The organism is Synechococcus sp. CS-205 (assembly GCF_025128255.1).
GTDB lineage: Bacteria > Cyanobacteriota > Cyanobacteriia > PCC-6307 > Cyanobiaceae > Regnicoccus_A.
This window is the reverse complement of record NZ_JAHLZB010000024.1, coordinates 85,312-103,877: the sequence shown is the minus strand read 5'-3', so window position 1 is coordinate 103,877 and position 18,566 is coordinate 85,312. Positions and strand designations below refer to the sequence as shown.

At 68.4% G+C, this 18,566-nt stretch carries 23 protein-coding genes and 1 pseudogene; 10 read left to right on the top strand and 14 right to left on the bottom strand.

What is annotated here, in order from left to right; genetic code table 11:
- Positions 1-18: 18 nt before the first annotated feature.
- Entirely contained in the window at positions 19-942 is a 924-nt protein-coding gene (locus KQ297_RS05745; protein WP_259738567.1) for a carbohydrate ABC transporter permease, read from the bottom strand.
- A 14-nt stretch (positions 943-956) separates the two neighbouring features.
- On the opposite strand from KQ297_RS05745, the gene recQ reads away from it, so the two are divergent.
- Complete coding sequence (gene recQ / locus KQ297_RS05740; RefSeq protein WP_259738566.1) at positions 957-2,852, top strand: DNA helicase RecQ; 1,896 nt, start codon at positions 957-959, stop codon at positions 2,850-2,852.
- 34 nt (positions 2,853-2,886) lie between these two features.
- Positions 2,887-4,056 carry a 3-dehydroquinate synthase gene (gene aroB / locus KQ297_RS05735; RefSeq protein WP_259738565.1) on the top strand — a complete coding sequence of 390 codons (1,170 nt, stop codon included), beginning with the start codon at positions 2,887-2,889 and terminating at the stop codon, positions 4,054-4,056.
- A 36-nt stretch (positions 4,057-4,092) separates the two neighbouring features.
- Here aroB and KQ297_RS05730 read toward each other — a convergent pair whose 3' ends face one another.
- A complete protein-coding gene (locus KQ297_RS05730) occupies positions 4,093-4,293 on the bottom strand; it encodes a hypothetical protein (RefSeq protein WP_259738564.1) in 201 nt (66 codons plus the stop codon).
- Positions 4,294-4,385: 92 nt separating this feature from the next.
- On the opposite strand from KQ297_RS05730, the pseudogene KQ297_RS05725 reads away from it, so the two are divergent.
- A pseudogene (locus KQ297_RS05725) lies at positions 4,386-4,514 on the top strand (PKHD-type hydroxylase); the annotation flags it as partial.
- A 54-nt stretch (positions 4,515-4,568) separates the two neighbouring features.
- A complete protein-coding gene (locus KQ297_RS05720; RefSeq protein WP_259738563.1) occupies positions 4,569-4,784 on the top strand; it encodes a Nif11-like leader peptide family natural product precursor in 216 nt (71 codons plus the stop codon).
- 177 nt (positions 4,785-4,961) lie between these two features.
- Here KQ297_RS05720 and KQ297_RS05715 read toward each other — a convergent pair whose 3' ends face one another.
- The 11 genes from KQ297_RS05715 to KQ297_RS05665 form a co-directional block, all read right to left on the bottom strand.
- A complete protein-coding gene (locus KQ297_RS05715) occupies positions 4,962-5,537 on the bottom strand; it encodes a DOMON-like domain-containing protein (RefSeq protein WP_259738562.1) in 576 nt (191 codons plus the stop codon).
- A complete protein-coding gene (locus KQ297_RS05710) occupies positions 5,534-6,667 on the bottom strand; it encodes a phosphotransferase enzyme family protein (protein WP_259738561.1) in 1,134 nt (377 codons plus the stop codon). Before KQ297_RS05710 ends, KQ297_RS05715 begins: the two co-directional genes overlap by 4 nt.
- Before the next feature lie 69 nt (positions 6,668-6,736).
- Positions 6,737-7,018, bottom strand: a complete 282-nt coding sequence (locus tag KQ297_RS05705; RefSeq protein WP_185464711.1) for a hypothetical protein — start codon at positions 7,016-7,018, stop codon at positions 6,737-6,739.
- A 46-nt stretch (positions 7,019-7,064) separates the two neighbouring features.
- On the bottom strand, positions 7,065-7,319 hold the full coding sequence (locus tag KQ297_RS05700) for a hypothetical protein (RefSeq protein WP_259738560.1): 255 nt from the start codon (positions 7,317-7,319) through the stop codon (positions 7,065-7,067).
- Positions 7,320-7,336: 17 nt separating this feature from the next.
- Positions 7,337-8,344 carry a transglycosylase SLT domain-containing protein gene (locus KQ297_RS05695; RefSeq protein WP_399251272.1) on the bottom strand — a complete coding sequence of 336 codons (1,008 nt, stop codon included), beginning with the start codon at positions 8,342-8,344 and terminating at the stop codon, positions 7,337-7,339.
- 62 nt (positions 8,345-8,406) lie between these two features.
- Positions 8,407-9,123, bottom strand: a complete 717-nt coding sequence (locus KQ297_RS05690; RefSeq protein WP_259738558.1) for a VIT family protein — start codon at positions 9,121-9,123, stop codon at positions 8,407-8,409.
- A gap of 80 nt (positions 9,124-9,203) precedes the next feature.
- Positions 9,204-9,992 carry an ABC transporter permease gene (locus tag KQ297_RS05685; protein WP_259738557.1) on the bottom strand — a complete coding sequence of 263 codons (789 nt, stop codon included), beginning with the start codon at positions 9,990-9,992 and terminating at the stop codon, positions 9,204-9,206.
- The gene (locus KQ297_RS05680) at positions 9,992-10,780 is read right to left on the bottom strand and encodes an ABC-2 family transporter protein (RefSeq protein WP_259738556.1); all 789 of its coding nucleotides are present in this window, start codon (positions 10,778-10,780) and stop codon (positions 9,992-9,994) included. Before KQ297_RS05680 ends, KQ297_RS05685 begins: the two co-directional genes overlap by 1 nt.
- Entirely contained in the window at positions 10,777-11,754 is a 978-nt protein-coding gene (locus KQ297_RS05675; protein WP_399251354.1) for an ATP-binding cassette domain-containing protein, read from the bottom strand. The genes KQ297_RS05680 and KQ297_RS05675 overlap by 4 nt, the downstream gene beginning before the upstream one ends.
- Positions 11,755-11,823: 69 nt before the next feature.
- On the bottom strand, positions 11,824-12,264 hold the full coding sequence (locus KQ297_RS05670; RefSeq protein ID WP_259738554.1) for a hypothetical protein: 441 nt from the start codon (positions 12,262-12,264) through the stop codon (positions 11,824-11,826).
- Between the two features lie 19 nt (positions 12,265-12,283).
- Positions 12,284-12,793, bottom strand: a complete 510-nt coding sequence (locus KQ297_RS05665) for a pentapeptide repeat-containing protein (protein ID WP_185464645.1) — start codon at positions 12,791-12,793, stop codon at positions 12,284-12,286.
- A 51-nt stretch (positions 12,794-12,844) separates the two neighbouring features.
- Between KQ297_RS05665 and KQ297_RS05660 the strand changes: the two genes are divergently transcribed.
- Positions 12,845-13,255 (top strand): YraN family protein, encoded by a 411-nt coding sequence (locus KQ297_RS05660; RefSeq protein ID WP_259738553.1) that lies wholly within the window; start codon positions 12,845-12,847, stop codon positions 13,253-13,255.
- Here KQ297_RS05660 and KQ297_RS05655 read toward each other — a convergent pair.
- Positions 13,240-13,530 carry a hypothetical protein gene (locus KQ297_RS05655; RefSeq protein ID WP_259738552.1) on the bottom strand — a complete coding sequence of 97 codons (291 nt, stop codon included), beginning with the start codon at positions 13,528-13,530 and terminating at the stop codon, positions 13,240-13,242. The genes KQ297_RS05660 and KQ297_RS05655 overlap by 16 nt on opposite strands.
- A gap of 154 nt (positions 13,531-13,684) precedes the next feature.
- Here KQ297_RS05655 and rsmA point away from each other — a divergent pair, with 154 nt between their 5' ends.
- From rsmA to secD, 5 genes are all read left to right on the top strand, one after another.
- The gene (gene rsmA, locus KQ297_RS05650; protein ID WP_259738551.1) at positions 13,685-14,545 is read left to right on the top strand and encodes a 16S rRNA (adenine(1518)-N(6)/adenine(1519)-N(6))-dimethyltransferase RsmA; all 861 of its coding nucleotides are present in this window, start codon (positions 13,685-13,687) and stop codon (positions 14,543-14,545) included.
- Positions 14,538-15,548 (top strand): 4-(cytidine 5'-diphospho)-2-C-methyl-D-erythritol kinase, encoded by a 1,011-nt coding sequence (gene ispE / locus KQ297_RS05645; RefSeq protein ID WP_259738550.1) that lies wholly within the window; start codon positions 14,538-14,540, stop codon positions 15,546-15,548. Before rsmA ends, ispE begins: the two co-directional genes overlap by 8 nt.
- Entirely contained in the window at positions 15,545-15,859 is a 315-nt protein-coding gene (locus KQ297_RS05640) for a DUF3082 domain-containing protein (RefSeq protein WP_185466274.1), read from the top strand. Before ispE ends, KQ297_RS05640 begins: the two co-directional genes overlap by 4 nt.
- A 201-nt stretch (positions 15,860-16,060) precedes the next feature.
- Positions 16,061-17,044 carry a pyruvate dehydrogenase complex E1 component subunit beta gene (locus tag KQ297_RS05635; RefSeq protein ID WP_185466272.1) on the top strand — a complete coding sequence of 328 codons (984 nt, stop codon included), beginning with the start codon at positions 16,061-16,063 and terminating at the stop codon, positions 17,042-17,044.
- A 1-nt stretch (position 17,045) separates the two neighbouring features.
- Entirely contained in the window at positions 17,046-18,560 is a 1,515-nt protein-coding gene (secD, locus tag KQ297_RS05630) for a protein translocase subunit SecD (protein WP_259738549.1), read from the top strand.
- The last annotated feature ends 6 nt before the right edge of the window (positions 18,561-18,566 follow it).

Below are 18,566 nucleotides of genomic sequence, written 5' to 3'. Positions count from 1 at the left end.
CCAGCGGCGTGGACGCCCTCAGCTGAAACTCTTGTCCCCCACCGCCAGGAAGCGCAGCAGGCTGAAGACCAGCACGATCAGGAACAGGGCAAGACCCACCGTGCAGGCATAGCTGATCTCCAGTTCGGAGAAGGCCTGGTCGTAGACGTAGTAGACGAGGGTGCGGGTGGACTCCGCTGGCCCCCCCTGGGTCATCAGATACACCTCCTCGAACACCTTGGTGGCGGCGATCGCGGAAATCACCCCCACCAGCGTGAGGTAGGGCCTGAGCAGGGGCAGGGTGATGTCGAGATGGCGCCTCCAGCCCTCACTGCCATCGAGGGCAGCGGCTTCATAGAGCTCCGGGGCAATGCCCTGCAGGCCCGAGAGAAAGATCACCATGTAATAGCCGAGGCCCTTCCAGAGGGTCACAAGCATCACGGCGGGCAGGGCCAGCCAGGGGGTGGTGAGAAAGCCGATCGGCGTGAAAGCATCCCCCAGCCAGGCCGCCAGCCAGCCGTTGACCAGGCCATTCTCGGCGTACAGCCAGCGGAAGGCGATGGCCGCCACCACGATCGACACCAGCACCGGGGTGTAAAAGGCGGCGCGGAACAGGTGGATCCCAGGCAGCTGGCGGTTCACCAGCACGGCCAGGGTGAGGGACCCCAGCACGATCGGGGGCACCACGCCGATCAGATAAAGGAAGGTGGTGCCCAGCACCTGCAGGAAGACCGGGTCGGCCAGCAGGCGGCGGATGTTGGCCAGACCGACGAAGCGCAACGGCTCGCTCACGTCGAGGCCGGTGGCGGTGAAGCTGATCACCAGGGCCATCGCGGCCGGAATCAGCACCGAGACGCTCAGCAGCAGCAGAGCCGGGCTGAGAAAGCCCCAGGCCGTGGCGCTGCGTCCCAACCAGGCGGGAGACCGGCGGGCCGGAGGGGCGGAAGAGCGGGAACCATCCATGGCGCCATTGTGGGATGAACCTTGACGGGACCACGGCCGTGCAGAGCAGCTTCAGCGGCAGCGACCCGCTGCAGGTGCTGCGTGAGGTGTTCGGCTACGACCACTTCCGTGGTCCCCAGGAGGCGATCGTGCGCCATGTGATCGCCGGAGGGTCAGGCCTGGTGCTGATGCCCACAGGCGGCGGCAAATCGCTCTGCTATCAGGTGCCGGCCCTCTGCCTGGAGGGCCTGGCGGTGGTGGTCTCCCCCCTGATCGCCCTGATGGATGACCAGGTGCAGGCCCTGCGCCAGGCCGGCGTGCGGGCGGCCGCCCTGCACTCCGGCCTCACCGGCGAGGCCGCCAGCGCCCTCTGGCGCTCTCTCCACCAGGGTGGTCTGGATCTGCTCTACGTCTCACCTGAGCGCTTGCTCGGCGGCGATCTGCTCGAGCGGCTGCAGGAGAGGCCCCTGGCCCTGTTCGCCATCGACGAAGCCCACTGCGTCTCGCAGTGGGGCCACGACTTCCGCCCCGAGTACCTGCAGCTGAAGGTCCTGGCCCAGCAGTTCCCGCAGGTTCCCCGGCTGGCCCTGACCGCCACCGCCGATCCCCGCACCCGCGGAGAGATCATCGAACGCCTGGCCCTCGAGCAGGGACGGGTGTTCCTGGCCAGCTTCGACCGAGCCAACATCCGCTACCTGCTGCGGCCGAAACAGGAGTCCAGGGAGCAGCTGCTGGCATTCCTGGAGGACTTCCGCGCTGAAGCGGGGATCGTGTATGCCCGTTCCCGCAGCCGTGTGGACCGCTTCGCCGCCCTGCTGCGCGATGCCGGCCACGACGCCGTGGCCTACCACGCCGGGATGGATGCCGGCCAGCGCTCCGGCGCCCTCAGCCGCTTCCGCAACGACAGTGGCGTGGTGGTGGTGGCCACGATCGCCTTCGGCATGGGCATCGACAAACCGGACGTGCGCTTCGTCGCCCATCTGGATCTGCCCAAGAGCCTGGAGGCCTATTACCAGGAAACCGGCCGTGCGGGCCGGGACGGTCTGCCGGCCACCGCCTGGATGGTGCATGGGCCAGGGGATGTGCCCCAGCTGCGTCGCTTCATCGAGGAGTCTGATGCCGAGGCCGGCCAGAAGCGTATCGAGCACGGCAAGCTCGACGCCCTGGTGGGCTTCACCGAAGCGCCGGGGTGCCGCCGCCAGTTGCTGCTGGCCCATCTGGGCGAAACCCTGGCCGAGCCCTGCGGCAACTGCGACCGCTGCCTCGAGCCCCAGGTGCTCGAAGACCGGACCGTGGCGGCCCAGAAGGCGCTCTCGGCCGTTTACCGCACTGGCCAGCGCTTCGGGGCGGCCCACCTCACGGATGTGCTGCTGGGGGCCGACACTGCCCGGGTGCGCTCCCTGGGCCACCAGAGCCTGAGTGTGTACGGCATCGGCAAAGAGCTGGACCGCGACCAGTGGCGCACACTGCTGCGGCAGCTCACCAGCCAGGGATGGATTGAGCCGGTGCCCGACGGCCGCGGCGGTCTGCGCTGGGGAGAAGAAGCCCGTGTGCGGGCCCTGCTGCGGGGGGAGCTGACCCTGGAGCTGCCAGCCACGCCGCCACGCCAGGAGCGGAAGCGGGCCGCGGATCGAAGCCGCAGCGCCCGGCAGCCTCTGGCCCCGACGGCAGGCGGAACAGCTGAACTGGCGGCCGATCCCGGCTTGGTCGCGGCCCTCAAGGACTGGCGCCGGGGACAGGCCCGTGATCAGGGCGTGCCCCCCTATGTGGTGTTCCACGACCGCACGCTGGTGGAGCTGGCGGCCAGGCGACCCGGGGAGCTGGCGGAACTGGAGCAGGTGAGCGGCATCGGCGCGGCCAAGCTGGAGCGTTACGGCGCGGCGGTGCTGGCGGTGATCCAGGGCCATGGGGACATGGAAGCCCAGGCCTAGCCTGACGCATCAGTCAGTCGCGTCGGCCCCAGCGATGATCCCCACGCTTTCGATCGAGCCCACCGGCCCCGCCAGCGAGACCGTTGCCGGCCTGCGCCTCCACACGATCGAGGTGGCCCTGAGCAGCCATCCCTACCCCGTGGTGATCGGCGATGGCAGCCTCGATCAGCTCGGCCCGCTGATCCGCTCCCGTGGAGTGGCGGCGGGCACCAAGGTGCTGGTGGTGACCAACCCTGTGGTGGAGGGCTTTTATGGCGGCAAGACCCTGGAGAGTCTGCTCATGGCCGAGCTGGATCCCGGCCTGCTGGTGCTCGAGGCCGGGGAAGACCAGAAGACTCCCGCCAGCGTGGCCCTGATCCATGACGCGGCCCAGGCCAGCCGGCTGGAGCGGGGCTCCCTGATCGTGGCCCTCGGCGGCGGCGTGGTGGGGGACATGGCGGGATTCGCCGCCGCCACCTGGCTGCGGGGCATTGCCGTGGTGCAGGTGCCCACCACGTTGCTGGCGATGGTGGATGCCTCCATCGGTGGCAAGACAGGCGTGAACCATCCCGGTGGCAAGAACCTGATCGGAGCCTTCCACCAGCCCAGCCTGGTGCTGATCGATCCGAGCACCCTGGTCACACTGCCGGAGCGGGACTTCCGCGCTGGCATGGCCGAGGTGATCAAGTACGGCGTGATCGGCGATCCTGAGCTGTTCGCCGAGCTGGAAGCCGCCGGCGACCTCTCCAGCCTGGAGGGGGTGGGCGACACCCTGCTGCAGACGCTGCTGGAGCGATCCGCGGCAGCCAAGGCCCGCGTGGTGGCCGCCGATGAGCGGGAAGGCGGACTGCGCGCCATCCTCAACTACGGTCACACCCTCGGCCACGTGGTGGAAACCCTGTGCGGATACGGCACTTACCTCCACGGGGAGGCGGTGGCGCTGGGGATGGTGGCAGCCGGCGAGCTGGCCGCGGCGATGGGTCTCTGGAGCGACGCCGATCAGCAACGGCAGTGCGCCGTGATCTCCAGGGCCGGCCTGCCCATGCGGCTGCCTTCCCTTGACCAAGAGGCGGTGCTGCGCACCCTCCAGAGTGATAAAAAAGTGAAGGGCGGGCAGGTGCGTTTCGTGTTGCCCAGCGCCATCGGCAGGGTGGAGATCCGCAACGACGTGGGTGCTGAACGGATCCGAGAGCTGCTCAGATCCAGCGGAGCGCAACAGGGCTGAGTGCTCAGGATGCGACTTGATTCAGCTTCCGCCGCATCAGCCTCCCTCGCCGCCCTCACCCCCTTCATCGGGCTTCATGCCGTCGTGATCGCCCGACTTCTCTTCCTCGGGGCTGCTCATCGACGGCTTCTCCATCTCCGTGGAGCTTGGGCTGGGCGTCTCGGCCTGGCCGCAACCCGCCACTCCTGCGACCAGACCGGCCGTGGCCAGGAACAGAGCGATGCTGGATCGGTTCATGGGCGGGTTGAAGCAGACCTCTTCATTGTCCCCCACCCGCCAAGCGCTGCGTGCTCGAACCCCTGCTCCAGGAGCACCGGGTGCGCCGGGACGACCAGCGGGAGCTGCTGTTCGAACTCGACACAGCGCGGCGGGCGATCTTCCAGCGCGATGGCAAGGATGAGGTCTTCGATCTGGTCAGCCGCAGCTACACCAACCTGCTGCGCCAGTGGGGGGAGTGACCCGCACACCCGGGGGGGTCATGCTGAAGCACCAGTCCCGATCCCCGCTCTGCCATGTCCCAGGACCAACTCAGGGCCTTTCTTGCACGGGTGCAGGACGATGCTGAACTCAGGCGCCAGGTGCTGAGCGCTTCGACCGCCGATGACGTGGCCAGGATCGCCGCGTCCCTGGGCTTCGACGTCTCCGGGGACGAAGTGTTGCGTTCCTCCGGCCAGCGCATCGGCAGGGTGACGATCACCAAGCAGGACATGCCGGGCGAGTACAGCTGAGGGGCAACCCCAGCCGACTGCAGCGGTGATCCGGTTGCGCCGGCGGAGACGTTGCGGGGGTCCGATGCCAAGATGCAGTCGGATCGGCATGTCACGATGACGATGCCTTCGGGCAGGAGCTTGGGGTGGTGGTTCACTCCGGGCTCTTCCACCCCTCCAAGGCAGGCGTTGTTCCGCTCAGAGGCGCAGCACCAGGCCATCCCTGCGGTGGAAGTCAGCCTGATCACCAGGATGGTTCACAGCCCAGTGGCTGAGCCGCCCCTGGCGCCGCTCAATCACCGCACAGACCCCGGCTTCAAGGGCTGAACCCGCGGCTTGAAGGTCGTCGGGCAGCATCCAGGCCAGCGCCAGCTCAAGCGCTGCGGGCTTCCGCCTGAACCCGAAGGGCATGTCCTGCAGAGAGGGCTCTGGCTCCATCCCCCGGCGGTAGCCGCTGAAGCGATACACATTCCAGTGGCCACTTGGGGCGAGGTTCACTTCCCGGTACACCGGCTCCGCCTCAGCGCCCAGGAACAACTCGAAGCAGGTGCTTCGCCAGAGATCATCGCGGCGCTCCGGCCGGGGTGAGGGCTCAGGCACCACCACCGAGGCGAGGTCGCCGCTGAGATGCAGATGCAGCTCCAGGATCTCCCTCCCACGTCGGATCCGCCCCGTCAGCGCCAGGCCAGCCTCTGGATCGAAGGGTTGAAGGACAAAGGACTGCCAGGGCATCTCAGCCTGCTCAGCGGTGGGTTCGCTGCCGGGCGGTTTCATCGCATCGCCGCCACAACGGCCTGAATCGCAGCGTCCTGCTCCTCGATGCTCTGCGTCAGCTTGAACTGCACCCGAGCCCGGCGCAGATTATGGCCGCGATGGCGGGTCTTGAAATAGACGTCCCCGGCCAGGTGATCGGTGAGGAAGCGCAGTCCGAGTTCAAAGCTGATCAGACGGATGGCGGCAGGGATGTGCCTGTAGTCGGCGTCGGTGAGGAAAGAGCTGGCCACACTGCCGTACCCCTTCAGCAGCAGGTCGCAGAGACCCACATCAAAATGCACTGCGCGCCAGTCGTCGGCCTCTTCTCCCAGGGGATTGCAGGCCGAGCGCAGACAGTCGCCGATGTCGTAGTGCACCAGGCCTGGCTTGACGGTGTCGAGATCGACCAGGGCAACGGCCCGATCAGCCTGGAGATCAAGCATCACATTGTTGATCTTCGGATCACCGTGAATCGGACGCTGGCGAAGCTCTCCACTGGCCTTGGCCTGCTCCAGCACCGGCACCAGGGAGCGTCGCTGCTCCACGAAGGCCAGGCAATCGTCCAGCTCGGCATCGCCATGGGAGCTGAGCTGGCCCAGCACCTGATCAAAGTGGCGCAGATAGGAAGGGGTGATATGAAAACCCTCCAGAGTGTCGGCCAGGTGTTCCACGGGCAGATCACTGATCAGCCGGTGGAACATGCCCAGAGCGAAACCGATTTCGCGGGCGTGGCCGCTGTGGCCGATCCTCTCCAGCGACTGGGCCCCCTGCACATAGCCCAGGGCTCGCCAGAAATTCGAGCCCTCCCACACCCAGGGGCGTCCATCCTCACGGGCGGGAAACACCCGCGGCACCTCCCAGCGGCGGCCTGCCAGCTCCCTGGGCGGTTCGCGCATCCGCCGGGCCACATGGTCACTGAAGGTCACCAGGTTGCCCATCACCAGTTCGGGACGGGTGAACACCTGGGTGTTCACCCGCTGCAGCACGGCGGCGGGACGGGCGGTGTCGCCCAGGCGCACCAGATAGGTGTCGTTGACGTTGCCCTGCCCCAGGGGTTCGATGCCGCTGATCGGACCGCCGAGCTCAAAGCGCTCCGCAATCGCCCTGAGTGCCGGGAAATCGTCGCCCCTGGGCTGCGCCGGATCAGTCATCGCAGCGGCAGGGGATCCCCAGGGGCCAGGTGGCCGGAACCGTAGCAGCGCCTTAGCTCTGGCTCCGGCTCACTCGTCAGCGGGGATCAGCACGGTGGTCTGGAGGCTGTCGGTACCGAGATGGTCGGTGATCACCCAGACGCACAGCCCCTGCCCAAGGTGATAGACACTGCGCAACCGGCCGCATTGGTGATAGGCCGCCAGCGTGTTGGCCCTGGCATCGCGGGCATCCACCTGGCCCCAGTCGCCCCGGCGGTGGCGAGCCACCAGACGTTGCAGCGTTTCCAGATCCAGCCATTCGCGCACCTGCGGGCTGACGTGCACAGGGCCGAGCACCAGGCGGGCACTCATGGAGCCAGCCCAGAACACCGGCGAACACCACAACCCCGGCAGCTGCTCAAGGGCGGCCGGCTGCGGCGGTGGACACACCCGCCAGAGTCGGCATCACCGTGGTGATCTGACCCACCCCAAGCCCCAGGACCAGGAGGCAGACGACCAGTGCCGCCAGACTCCCCAAGGACACCGCGAGGGACTCGGAGCGTCCTGATGCCGTGATCGTGCTCCCCCCCTCTTCCATCGCTTTGCCTGGGATCACCAGGACCAGTGTGATGCCGGCGGACCGAGCGGGCTCCCAGCCGACAAGCTCCTTCATGCCGGTGGCCCAGGGCCTCAGACGCCACGGTTGGCCGGCGGCGGCGCGCTGGCGGGGAAGCGCTCCAGGTAGAGGGCCACCGGGATCGGTCTGGTCTGGGCATAACCCACGGGCAGCCAGAGGTCACCGGCCGAGGAAGCGAAGTGGATCTCCCAGTGGTACAGGGCCGTGTAGGCGGCCGGATCGTCACGGAGCAGGGCCGCGTAATGGAGAACGGCCTTGCCGTAATAGTCGCTGTTGTTGTAGCCCCAGAGCCCCTTGCGAATGTCTTTCAAGCCCCCCCGGCGCACGAGGTAGCGAGCCGCGGCGTGGATCGAATCGTGGGGATCGCGGATGTCCCCCTTGCCGATGCCAGGCTCTGCCCAGGTGGTGGGAAGGAACTGCATCGGCCCGCGGGCGTCGGCCACCGAAACGCCGTCGATGCGCCCCATTCCGGTTTCCACCAGGTTGACCGCCGCCAGCACTTCCCAGTCGATGCCGGTGGCCGCCGCCGCGCTGCGGTAGTAGCCCAGCAGATTATCCGCCGGTTCTGGTGCCACGATCCGCCAGGCCGGCAGGGTGGCGCTGCCCTTGCGGCCACGGCGCATCGACAGGAACGCCCGTCGGGCCCCCAGGTGATGGTCGAGCACCGTTTGCCAGCGCGCACTCAGAAGGGGCCGAACCTGATTGGCCAGGCCCTCCCTGACGGCGAGCACCCGCAGGATCACCTGGTGCTGATGGCCAAGGGCAGGCAACGAGTCAGCAGGTGTGTCGGGGGAGCGCAGGGCTTCTTCGAGCGACACCAGCAACTCAGCCACGGATTGGGGGTCGCCGGGCACCTCCGGATAGTGACGACCCTCGGCCGTCTGGGGCAGGCCCGGCTCAGGCGGCAGCGGAACCGTGGCCGGGGCTGGCGGTGGCGGGGCGTCCACAGCCGCCCGGGCGGGGCCCGGCAGCCGTGGTCCGGACGCCGCCAGCGCCAAGATCAACAGCACCGGCAGTCCGCTCAGAGCCAAAACACACCATCGACGGAGAGGAGCGGGCATGGCGGGAGCTGGCGGCTTGTCGCAGCCAGGACGTTATCGGTGTTCGGGCCGATCTGGTCCGTTCAGGGGCCGACCCCGAGCAGGACACCGATCAGGGCTGTGGCCGCCATCGCCATCGCCCCCCAGACGGTGACCCGGACAACGGCGGTGTGCACCTGGGCGCCACCGGCGCGGGCCGAGAGGCCACCCAGGACCCCCAGGAACAGCAACGAGGTGAGCGAGACCACCGCCGCGATCCGGGAGGCAGGCAGCAGGGAGGCCGTGGCCAGAGGCAACGCCGCCCCGATCGAGAACATGGCCGCCGAGGTGAGGGCGGCCTGAACCGGGCGTGCCTTGAGGCTGGCGGTGATGCCCAGCTCATCGCGGGCATGGGCACCAAGGGCATCGTGGCGGGTGAGCTGCAACGCCACCTCCTGGGCCAGGGAGGGCTCGAGGCCCCGATTCACGTAGATGCCGGTGAGCTCGGCCAGTTCGGCGGCAGCATCATCGGCGAGTTCCTGGCGCTCCCGGGCCAGGTCGGCCCGCTCGGTGTCGGCCTGGGAGCTGACCGAAACGTATTCACCGGCAGCCATCGACATCGCTCCGGCCACCAGTCCGGCCGCCCCAGCCAGCATGACCGCGCCGTGGTCGGCCTCGGCCGCCGCCACCCCCACCAGCAGGCTGGCGGTGGAGACGATCCCGTCGTTGGCCCCGAGCACCGCTGCCCGCAGCCAGCCCACCCGGTCGGTGCGGTGCCTCTCCGGATGGCGCGAGCCATCAAGCTCTCGTTGCTGTGCCACGTGTGTCGACGTCCGAAGCCAAGGGGAAGGCCGCAGCACGGCCCAGCCTCAGCTTGATGCTTGCGTCGTCGCCATCGCTGTCAACTGGACGCCGAGGTGTAGTAGCGCAGGGCATGGCGCCACAACCCACGACTGAGGCCCAGGGAGAGGGTCGCCATCCCCAGGCTGGCCACCACCCAGGGGAGGGTGGCCCGGCCCAGGATGGCTTCCGCTGGCACGGTGGTGAGGAACGCCACCGGCAGCACCAGGGTGAACAGGGTGCGCAGCAGGGGGGGGTAGGCGCTGACGGGAAAGCGGCCGGCCACCAGGGTGCTGCGCAGCACCTCGGTGGCATTCCACACTTTCACGAACCAGATGCTGGTGGCCGCCAGCACGAACCAGAGGCTGTAGAGGATCAGGGCGCTGCACAGCAACAGCCCGGCAGTCCCCAGCACGGTGATGGGCGGCGGGGCAGCTCCCGCCCGACCAGCCGCCACCACGATCAGCACCACCCCCGCCAACAGCCCCGGCAGGCCCCAAGGGGAAAACGTGCGGGCCGACAGCCAGAACTGACTGTCGATCGGCTTGAGCAGCACGAAATCGAGGCTGCCGGTGCGCACATGGTTCACGATCTCCCCAAGGTTGGGCTGCAGCAGGGTGCTGGTGACGCCATCAAGCAGCGTGTACATCCCGAGCACCACCAGGGCCTCGTTCCAGCTCCATCCGCCGAGGCCATGGCCTCGGCCGTAGAAGAGCGCCAGCAGCACCAGGCTTCCCGCCAGGTTGCCCAGCACGGAGAGCAGTTCGATCAGCGCGTTGGCCGGATACTCCAGTTCCGCTGCCAGGGCCGACGTCCAGAACGCCCGCAGAGTGCGCAGGTAGCGGGCCATCAGGCCCCCATGGCCGCATAGCGCCGCAATCCGGCGCGCCAGAGCAGCAGATAGAGGGGCAGCAGAAGGCCCATCCAGGCGGCCATCGTCGCCAGACCCCCCAGCAGATCCACCTCGCCTCCGGAGAGAAGCCGCGCCGGGAACGACACCATCGAAGGGAATGGGGTGGCCTCCGCCAGGCGGTGCAGACCGGGAGGGAAGGCCTCCAGGGGGGCCACCAGTCCGGAGAGGAACAGGTAGGGAATCAACAGCAGCCGATCCAGTGCCGCCGCCCGCTCGCTCCAGAAGCAGGCCATGGTGATCACCGACTGCAGCAGGAAGCGCAGCAGAAAGGCCAGCTGGGTCACCAGCAGGCCCAGCAGCAAGCTGGAGGGAGGAGGCCAGCCGCTGGTGCCTGCGCCCAGCAGCCAGACCACCAGCACGATCGCCAGCACGAAGGGCACCCGGGTGGCCTGCTCAGCGATGTGGGCGGCCAGGTAGCGCCAGAAGGGGTGCAGCGGTTGCAGCAGGTAAGGGGACAGGCGTCCCTGCAGGGCATCTTCCTCGAAGACATGGATCACCCACACCACGGTGAACTGCCGCACCACGAAGGCCGCCAGGAAGTAACGGTTCAGGGCCGCCGGGCTGAGGCTGAGTTCCCCGGCCGCCCCCGCACCGCTCCAGAGGGCCAGCATGATCAGGGGCAACAGCCCGGAGAGGGCCCAGAGGGCAATCTCGGCGCGGTACTCGAGCATGTAGGCGTACTGCACCGAGAGCAGCACCCGAGCCAGGCGCAGGGTCCGTTTCATCCCACCGCCCCCTCGCGGAACAGGCGGCCGATGATCTCCTCCACCGGCGGATCATTCACCTCCAGATCGAGCACTGGAAAGGTGGACAGCAGCCGGGAGATGGTGGCCGTGAGCTGATCCCTGGACACCAGCAGCCGCACCCGGTGACCCGCCAGGGATTCGATTTCGCCGAAACCAGCGAAAGCCTCCGGCGGATAGACCTCCCCCAGATCGCAGCAGACCTCCCGGTAGGGGGCAAGCCGCTGGGTCAGCTCCTGCAGGCTGCCGTCGTAGAAGAGACGCCCCTGGTGGATCAGCAGCACCCGCTGGCAGAGAGCGGTGATGTCGCCCATGTAATGGCTGGTGAGCAGCACGGTGGCGCCCGTGCGGCGGTTGTAGTCGGCGAGGAACTCACGCACCCGTGCCTGGGCATTCACATCCAGCCCGAGGGTGGGTTCATCGAGGAAGAGAACCGCGGGGCGATGCAGCAGAGCCGCCAGCAACTCGGCCTTCATGCGCTGGCCGAGGGAGAGCTTGCGCACGGGCCGGCGCAGCTCCTCCCCCAGCTCCAGCATCTCGGACAGCTCATGGATGCGCCGGCGCGCCTCGGCTTCACCGATGCCATAGACCGCCGCATTGACCCGCAGTGAATCCAGCGGAGGCAGATCCCAGATCAACTGCTGCTTCTGCCCCATCACCAGGGTGATCGTGCGCAGGAAGGCCGCCTGGCGGCGAAAGGGCACAAAGCCGGCCACCGCCACCGCTCCGGCACTGGGCTCGATCAGCCCGGTCAGCATCTTGAGCGTGGTGGTCTTGCCGGCGCCGTTGGCCCCCAGGAAGCCCACCACCTCACCGGGCTCGATGCTGAAGCTGACGTCCCGCACGGCCGGAATGTCCTTGTGGCGCCTGGCCACGAAATGGCGCAGGGTGCCGCCCAGACCCGGTTGCTTGTCGGCCACCCGGAAGCTCTTGCCAAGCCCGCGGGCATGGATGATCGACATCTCAGCCCACCCCCTGGCCTGAAGCGCCCTGAGCTGAAGCGATGGGAGATCCTCCGCGGCCGCTCAATCCTCTTCCTCGTCCTCGAGCAGCAGGGAGTGGAAGGCGGTGTAGAGGTCGGGGTGCTCTGCCGCCAGACGGGGATCGGCCCGCGGGGTGGTGCTGCGGCCAGGCCCCGGGCGGCGGGTGGCCTCGGCGGCTGGGGCAGCGGACTGCCCAGAAGAAGGAGCGCGCCGCTCCCTGGCCTGCTGCGCCAACCGGCTCTCCTCGAGGCTGCGGAGACGATCCATCAGGTGGGGCGGAACGGAGCCGTCGGGGCTGACCTTCATCAGCTCTCGGAAGAGCTGCTCCGGATCGCGCTCCAGCTCCACCGTGTGGCGTTTTTCGCTGGCCCTGGGCTTGGCGCCGGCGGATAGCGCCGGTTCCGGTGCCGGTGCGGGCAGGGGCTGGGGCAGCTGGCGACCGAGCTCGCGCAGGCGCTCGAGGCTGTGGGCATCGAAGCTCATGGCAGCTTGAACAACGGGGTCAGGGACAGCTGAGGGTGTCGCGGGTGTCGCGGCCTGTGACGGGATTGGTGCCGCTGGCGATGGCACACAGGGAGGTGAGCACATCGGATCGCAGGGGCACGTTGGTGAAATCGGCCCCCTCGATGGCCACGTTGACGAACTTGGTGTTGAACGCGAAGGCATCTTCCAGCACGGCATCGCGCAGGTCGGTGCCCTCCAGCACCGCCGAATCCAGGGTGGCCTCCCGCAGATCAACGCCGTGCATGTCGGCGTCCTGGAGTTTGGCGCCGAACAGGCTGGCGTTGCGCATGTCCGCCCCGGAGAGGTTGGCGTCGCGGAGATTGGTGAGGTTGAAGGTGACCCCGCGCAGGTCGCCGTCATGGAAATCAGCGCCGATCAGCACCTGCTTGGCGTAGTCCATCGCCGCCATGGCCGGAGCCGCCGGCTGCAGCAGCAGCAGGATCGCCAGAAGCCCCCCGCCCATCCAGGCCAGCAGGCCTGAGACCAGCGAACGCAGCGGGGCAGCCATGGCAGGGAAGGGACAGCAAGGGAACCCTAGGAAAACCGGGTGACGCTCCCCATGGCCCTGAGCAATACGCAACGCACCAGAAGCCGCAGCGCCCTCCCCGGGGCCTGGGCGGAGCAACGGGCCTGGCGCCTGCTGCGGCAGCGGGACTGGCGACTGCTCTCCAGCCGCTGGCGTTGCCGCTGGGGAGAACTCGACCTGGTGGTGGCCAAACCGGGCCGGCTGCTGGTGGTGGAGGTGAAGGGCCGCCGGCGCTGTGGCGCCGATGGCTGGGGCGTGGCTGCCCTGGGAATCGTCAAGCGTCGACGTCTGGCCAGGGCCCTGAGCTGCTGGCTGGCCGAACACCCCCACCAGGCCCAGCTGCCCCTGGAGGTGGTCTGCGCCCTGGTGCCCCTGCGACCGGCGGCGGGTCCGGTGCGCTGGCTGCGCCTGGAGGGGCTGGAGACGGCTCAGGGGGACGGCTGAGGATCATCCGCTTGCAGCGGTTGGCGAGGCTCAGGCTGGCTGTACTCCACCGTGCAGCGGTAGCGGTAGTTGCCCATGCCCACCGTCATCTCCTGACAGCGATGCCGCCCCGGTACGGCCCCCCGCGGCACCAGTTGCCGGGCCCGCTGCAGGGCATTGCCCTTGTCCCAGACGGAGTCGGCGCTGACGCTGCCGGAGCGTGCCGGCGCCAGCCCGACCAGGGAGAGCAGGACCGCAGCTGCAAGGCCCCGGCCCCAGGGCAGCAACCAGGCCATGGCTGACCTGGAGGGGAGGGAGGAGCGGATCTGAGGACGGATTGGAGGGCGGATCTGGATGGGGCCCATCGCGGCCAGGCAGGTCTGTGCTCCAGACCTAGCCAGGGATCGGCAACCCGGCCGGGCAATCTGGGTGTTCCACCCGTCCACGCCCATGTCCTTCGGGGGCCACCGCACCCGCAAGCGCTTCGGTCAGCACTGGCTCACCGATGCCACCGTGCTCGAGCGGATCGTGGCGGCGGCCGACCTGCAGCCCGGGGAGAGCGTGCTCGAGGTGGGTCCTGGCCGCGGAGCCCTCACGGAGCGGCTGCTGGCCACTCCGCTGGCGGAGCTGCAGGCCATCGAACTCGACCGCGACCTGGTGGCGGGCCTGCGTCAGCGCTTCGCAGGCGATCAAAGGTTCCAGTTGCTGGAGGGCGATGTGCTGCGCCTGGATCTGCCCCTGGCCGACAAGGTGGTGGCCAACATCCCTTACAACATCACCGGGCCCCTGCTGGAGCGGCTGGTGGGCCGGCTTGACCGCCCCCTGGCCGTCCCCTACCGGCGGCTGGTGCTGCTCGTGCAGCAGGAGGTGGGTGAGCGGATCCGGGCGGTGGCCGGCAGCAGCGCCTTCAGCGCCCTGAGTGTTCGCCTGCAACTGCTGGCGAGCTGCCGTTCGGTCTGTACCGTTCCCCCGCGCTGCTTCCAGCCACCCCCCCGGGTGATGTCGGAGGTGATCGTGCTCGATCCGCTGCCGCCATCAGGGCGGCTTCAGCCCGAGCTGGCCGGGCGGCTGGAGGGCCTGCTCAGGCGTTGCTTCGCCGCCCGGCGCAAGATGCTGCGCAACACCCTGGCCGGGCTCTGGAGCGAAGGGGAGCTGGCCGAGCGGGCCGGGCGCGCCGGGGTTGTCCTGCAGCAGAGGCCCCAGGAACTCTCCCCTCAGCAGTGGGTGGAGCTGACCCGGCAGCTGGGTCCCACCGCAGAGAACCCAGCCATGTCGTTCTCTCCCCTCCCCGATGACCCGTCCCATGGTTGACCCCTTGCTCCAGGACATCAGCTCGGCTCCGCTGCTGGTGGAGGCACCGGCCAAGATCAACCTGCATCTGGAGGTGCTCGGGCTGCGGGCCGATGGCTTCCATGAGCTGGCGATGGTGATGCAGAGCCTCGATCTGGCCGACCGCCTGGCGATCGAGCCCCGAAGCGATGGCGCGATCCTGCTGCGCTGCCAGGACAGCCGCCTCCCCACCGATGGAGGCAACCTGGTGGTGCGGGCCGCCGAGCGCCTCAGGCAGCACGCCGGCAGGCCTGAACTGGGGGCCACGATCGAGCTGGAGAAACGCATCCCGATCGGCGCCGGCCTGGCCGGGGGCTCCAGCGACGGGGCCGCTGCCCTGTTGGGGCTCAACCAGGTCTGGGGGTTGGAGCTCGACACCGACGAGCTGCGGCTGCTGGCGGGGGAGCTGGGCTCGGATGTGCCCTTCACCCTGGCCGGCGGCACCCAGCTCTGCTTCGGCCGGGGGGAAATCCTCGAGCCCGTGAAGCTGCCCGAGGCTGGCCCCCAGGGGGTGGGAGCCCAGGGGGCCGAAGACCTGGCGGTGCTGCTGATCAAGGATCCAGCCGCCAGTGTCTCCACCCCCTGGGCCTACGGCCGCTGCCGTGAGCTCAGGGGGGATTTCTATCTCACGTGCGAGAGCGACTTCGAGCAGCGTCGGCAGAGCCTGCGCGGCGGAGCGCTGCTGGCCGCCCTGCGGGGGGAGCGGGGCCTGCCGCCCCTGCGCAACGACCTGCAGGCGGTGGTGGAGCCGGAGCAGGAGAGTGTGCGTCTGGGGCTGAGCCTGCTGCGTCAGGCCAGGGATCCCCTGGCGGTGGCCATGAGTGGGTCAGGGCCGAGCCTGTTCGCCCTCTTCGCCGGTCTGGAGCGGGCCGAAGCGGCCCGTGGTCAGCTCGGGGATGCCCTGGCCGTTGGGGGCTTCGAGGCCTGGTGCTGCCGCTGCAGCAGCATGGGCGTCAGGATCCTGCAACCAGACGAGACCCCATGAGCGCTCCGGAGCCCATCGAGTCACAGCCGGGCGCACCCCGCAAGGGTCCGCTCAGTTTTCTCTCCGGCGCCCTCACCAGCGGGCTGCTGGCCTGGGTCTGCCTGGGCCTGAGCCAGCGGGTGGTGGCCTGGTACAGCCTGCATCCCCCCCACTACAGCAAGCCCTTCGCCCAGAGCATCGGCACGGCCATGAAGACCCTGGTGGTGGGCATGAGCTTTCTGGCCACCTTCACCTTCGCTTTCGTCGCCCTGGGGTTGACCCTTGTCTTCATTCGCAGCTTGCTGCCGGTGGACCAGGGCGAGCCTTCCTAGTCTTCTGAGCAGCCCGTTACCGCCATGACTCCCCACGACCTCGGCCTGCTGGCCCTGCTGCTCTCCCCGGGCATGCTGCTCTCGGTGCTGCTGCTGGCCACGTTCGCCGCCGGTGGGTGAGCTCACCGGCCAGCTCCCGCGAGCCGACGCCTGAGATAAGTTGGCCGCTCCACCGGCACTTGCCGGGTTCGCACACCGTCCGTGGCCGAGACCCTTCTCTTCAACGCCCTGCGCGACGCCATCGACGAGGAGATGGCCCGTGACCCCTACGTGTGCGTGATCGGGGAGGACGTCGGCCAGTACGGCGGGTCCTACAAAGTGACCAAGGATCTCTACGAGAAATACGGCGAACTGCGGGTGCTGGACACCCCGATCGCCGAGAACAGTTTCACCGGCATGGCCGTCGGGGCCGCGATGACGGGCCTGCGCCCGATCGTGGAGGGCATGAACATGGGCTTCCTGCTGCTGGCCTTCAACCAGATCTCCAACAACATGGGGATGCTGCGCTACACCAGCGGCGGCAACTACACCATTCCCACCGTGGTGCGCGGCCCCGGTGGAGTGGGGCGCCAGCTGGGCGCAGAGCACAGCCAGCGTCTGGAGGCCTACTTCCACGCTGTCCCCGGCATCAAGATCGTGGCGGTGAGCACCCCCACCAATGCCAAAGGGCTGATGAAGGCCGCGATCCGCGACAACAACCCCGTGCTCTTCTTCGAGCATGTGCTCCTCTACAACCTCAGCGAGGACATCCCCGAAGGGGATTACATCTGCTCTCTCGACCAGGCCGAGGTGGTGCGCGAGGGCAAGGACGTGACGATCCTCACCTACTCACGCATGCGCTACCACTGCCTCAAGGCGGTGGAGCAGCTCGAGGCCGATGGCGTCAGTGTGGAACTGATCGATCTGGTCAGCCTCAAGCCCTTCGACCTCGAGACCATCACCCGATCGATCCGCAAGACCCACAAGGTGCTGGTGGTGGAGGAGTGCATGAAGACCGGCGGCATCGGCGCCGAACTGCTGGCCCTGATCACCGAGCACTGCTTCGACGATCTCGACGCCCGGCCCGTGCGCCTCTCCAGCCAGGACATTCCCACCCCTTACAACGGCGCCTTGGAGAATCTGACCATCATCCAGCCCCGGCAGATCGTCGAGGCGGCGCGGCAGCTCAAGGCAGGCACGATCTGAGATGGCACGCCAGCAGGGGTTGTTCGCCCTGATCCTGGCCCTGGCGATCGCCGCCGGGGCTGTTCTGTTCAGTTTTCCCCTGCAGCTTGGGCTGGATCTGCGCGGCGGCAGCCAGCTCACCCTGCAGGTGATGCCGGCGGGTGCGATCAAAACCGTGAGAAAGGAGCAGCTGGAGGCCGTCAAGGAGGTGCTCGACCGCCGTGTGAACGGCCTTGGAGTGGCCGAATCCACCCTCCAGACCATCGGAGACGACCAGCTGGTTCTGCAGCTGCCCGGCGAACAGGACCCCACCAGGGCGGCCAAGGTGTTCGGCACCACGGCCCTGCTCGAATTCCGCGCCCAGAAACCCGGCACCGAGCAGGAGATGCAGGGGCTGCTGCGGCTGAAGCGCCAGGCCCAGTCGGTGCTCGACCTCAGCCGCAGGCGCACGACCCCGGATCCGTCTCCAACCACCCCGGCAGGACAACCGCCGGCCCCCACGCCCAGCTTTCCGGAGGAGGATCTGGCCAGGGCCTTGCGGGAACTCGGGGTCTCCGTGCCTCAAGGGGCCGGCGAAACCGAGCAGATCGAAGCGCTGCTCGAGGAGGTGAACAAACGGGTGGTGGCCCTCTACGAGCCGGCGGCCCTCACCGGCAAGGACCTGGTCACCGCTGGCCGCCAGCAGCAGCAGACCGGCACGGGCTGGGACGTGACGCTCACCTTCAACCGCCAGGGGGGTGAGGCCTTTGCCCGCCTGACCCAGTCGATTGCGGGCAGCGACAGGCTGCTGGGCATCGTCCTGGATGGTCGCTCGATCAGCGAAGCCTCCGTGAGCCAGGAGTTCGCCGCAGCCGGCATCACCGGTGGGGCCGCCAGCATCACCGGTAACTTCACAGCCGAGGAAGCCCGCGATCTGGAGGTTCAACTGCGGGGCGGCTCCCTGCCCCTCCCGGTGAAGATCCTCGAGGTGCGCACCGTCGGCCCCCTGCTGGGGGCTGAGAACATCCGCACCAGCCTGGTGGCGGCCCTGGCGGGCCTGGCCCTGGTGGCGGTGTTCATGGTGGTGGTCTATCGGCTCCCCGGAGCCGTGGCCGTGGTGGCTCTCAGCCTTTATGCCCTCTTCAACCTCGCCAGCTACGCCCTGATTCCCGTCACCCTGACCCTGCCGGGCATCGCCGGATTCATCCTCTCGATCGGCATGGCGGTGGACGCCAATGTGCTCATCTTCGAGCGGGTGAAGGAGGAACTGCGCTCCGGCAACACCCTGATCCGCTCGATCGACGGTGGCTTCTCCCTGGCCTTCTCATCGATCCTCGATGGCCATGTCACCGGCCTGATCAGCTGCATCGCCCTCTTCGCCCTGGGCACCGGCCTGGTCAAGGGATTTGCGGTCACCCTCGGCATCGGTCTGCTGCTCAGCCTGTTCACCGCCCTCTCCTGCACCCGCGTGCTTCTGCGCCTGATGATGAGTTACCCCACCCTGCGGCGCCCCAGCTACTTCCTGCCCAGCCGCCAGCGGCCCTCGCCAGCCGCCTGAGCATCC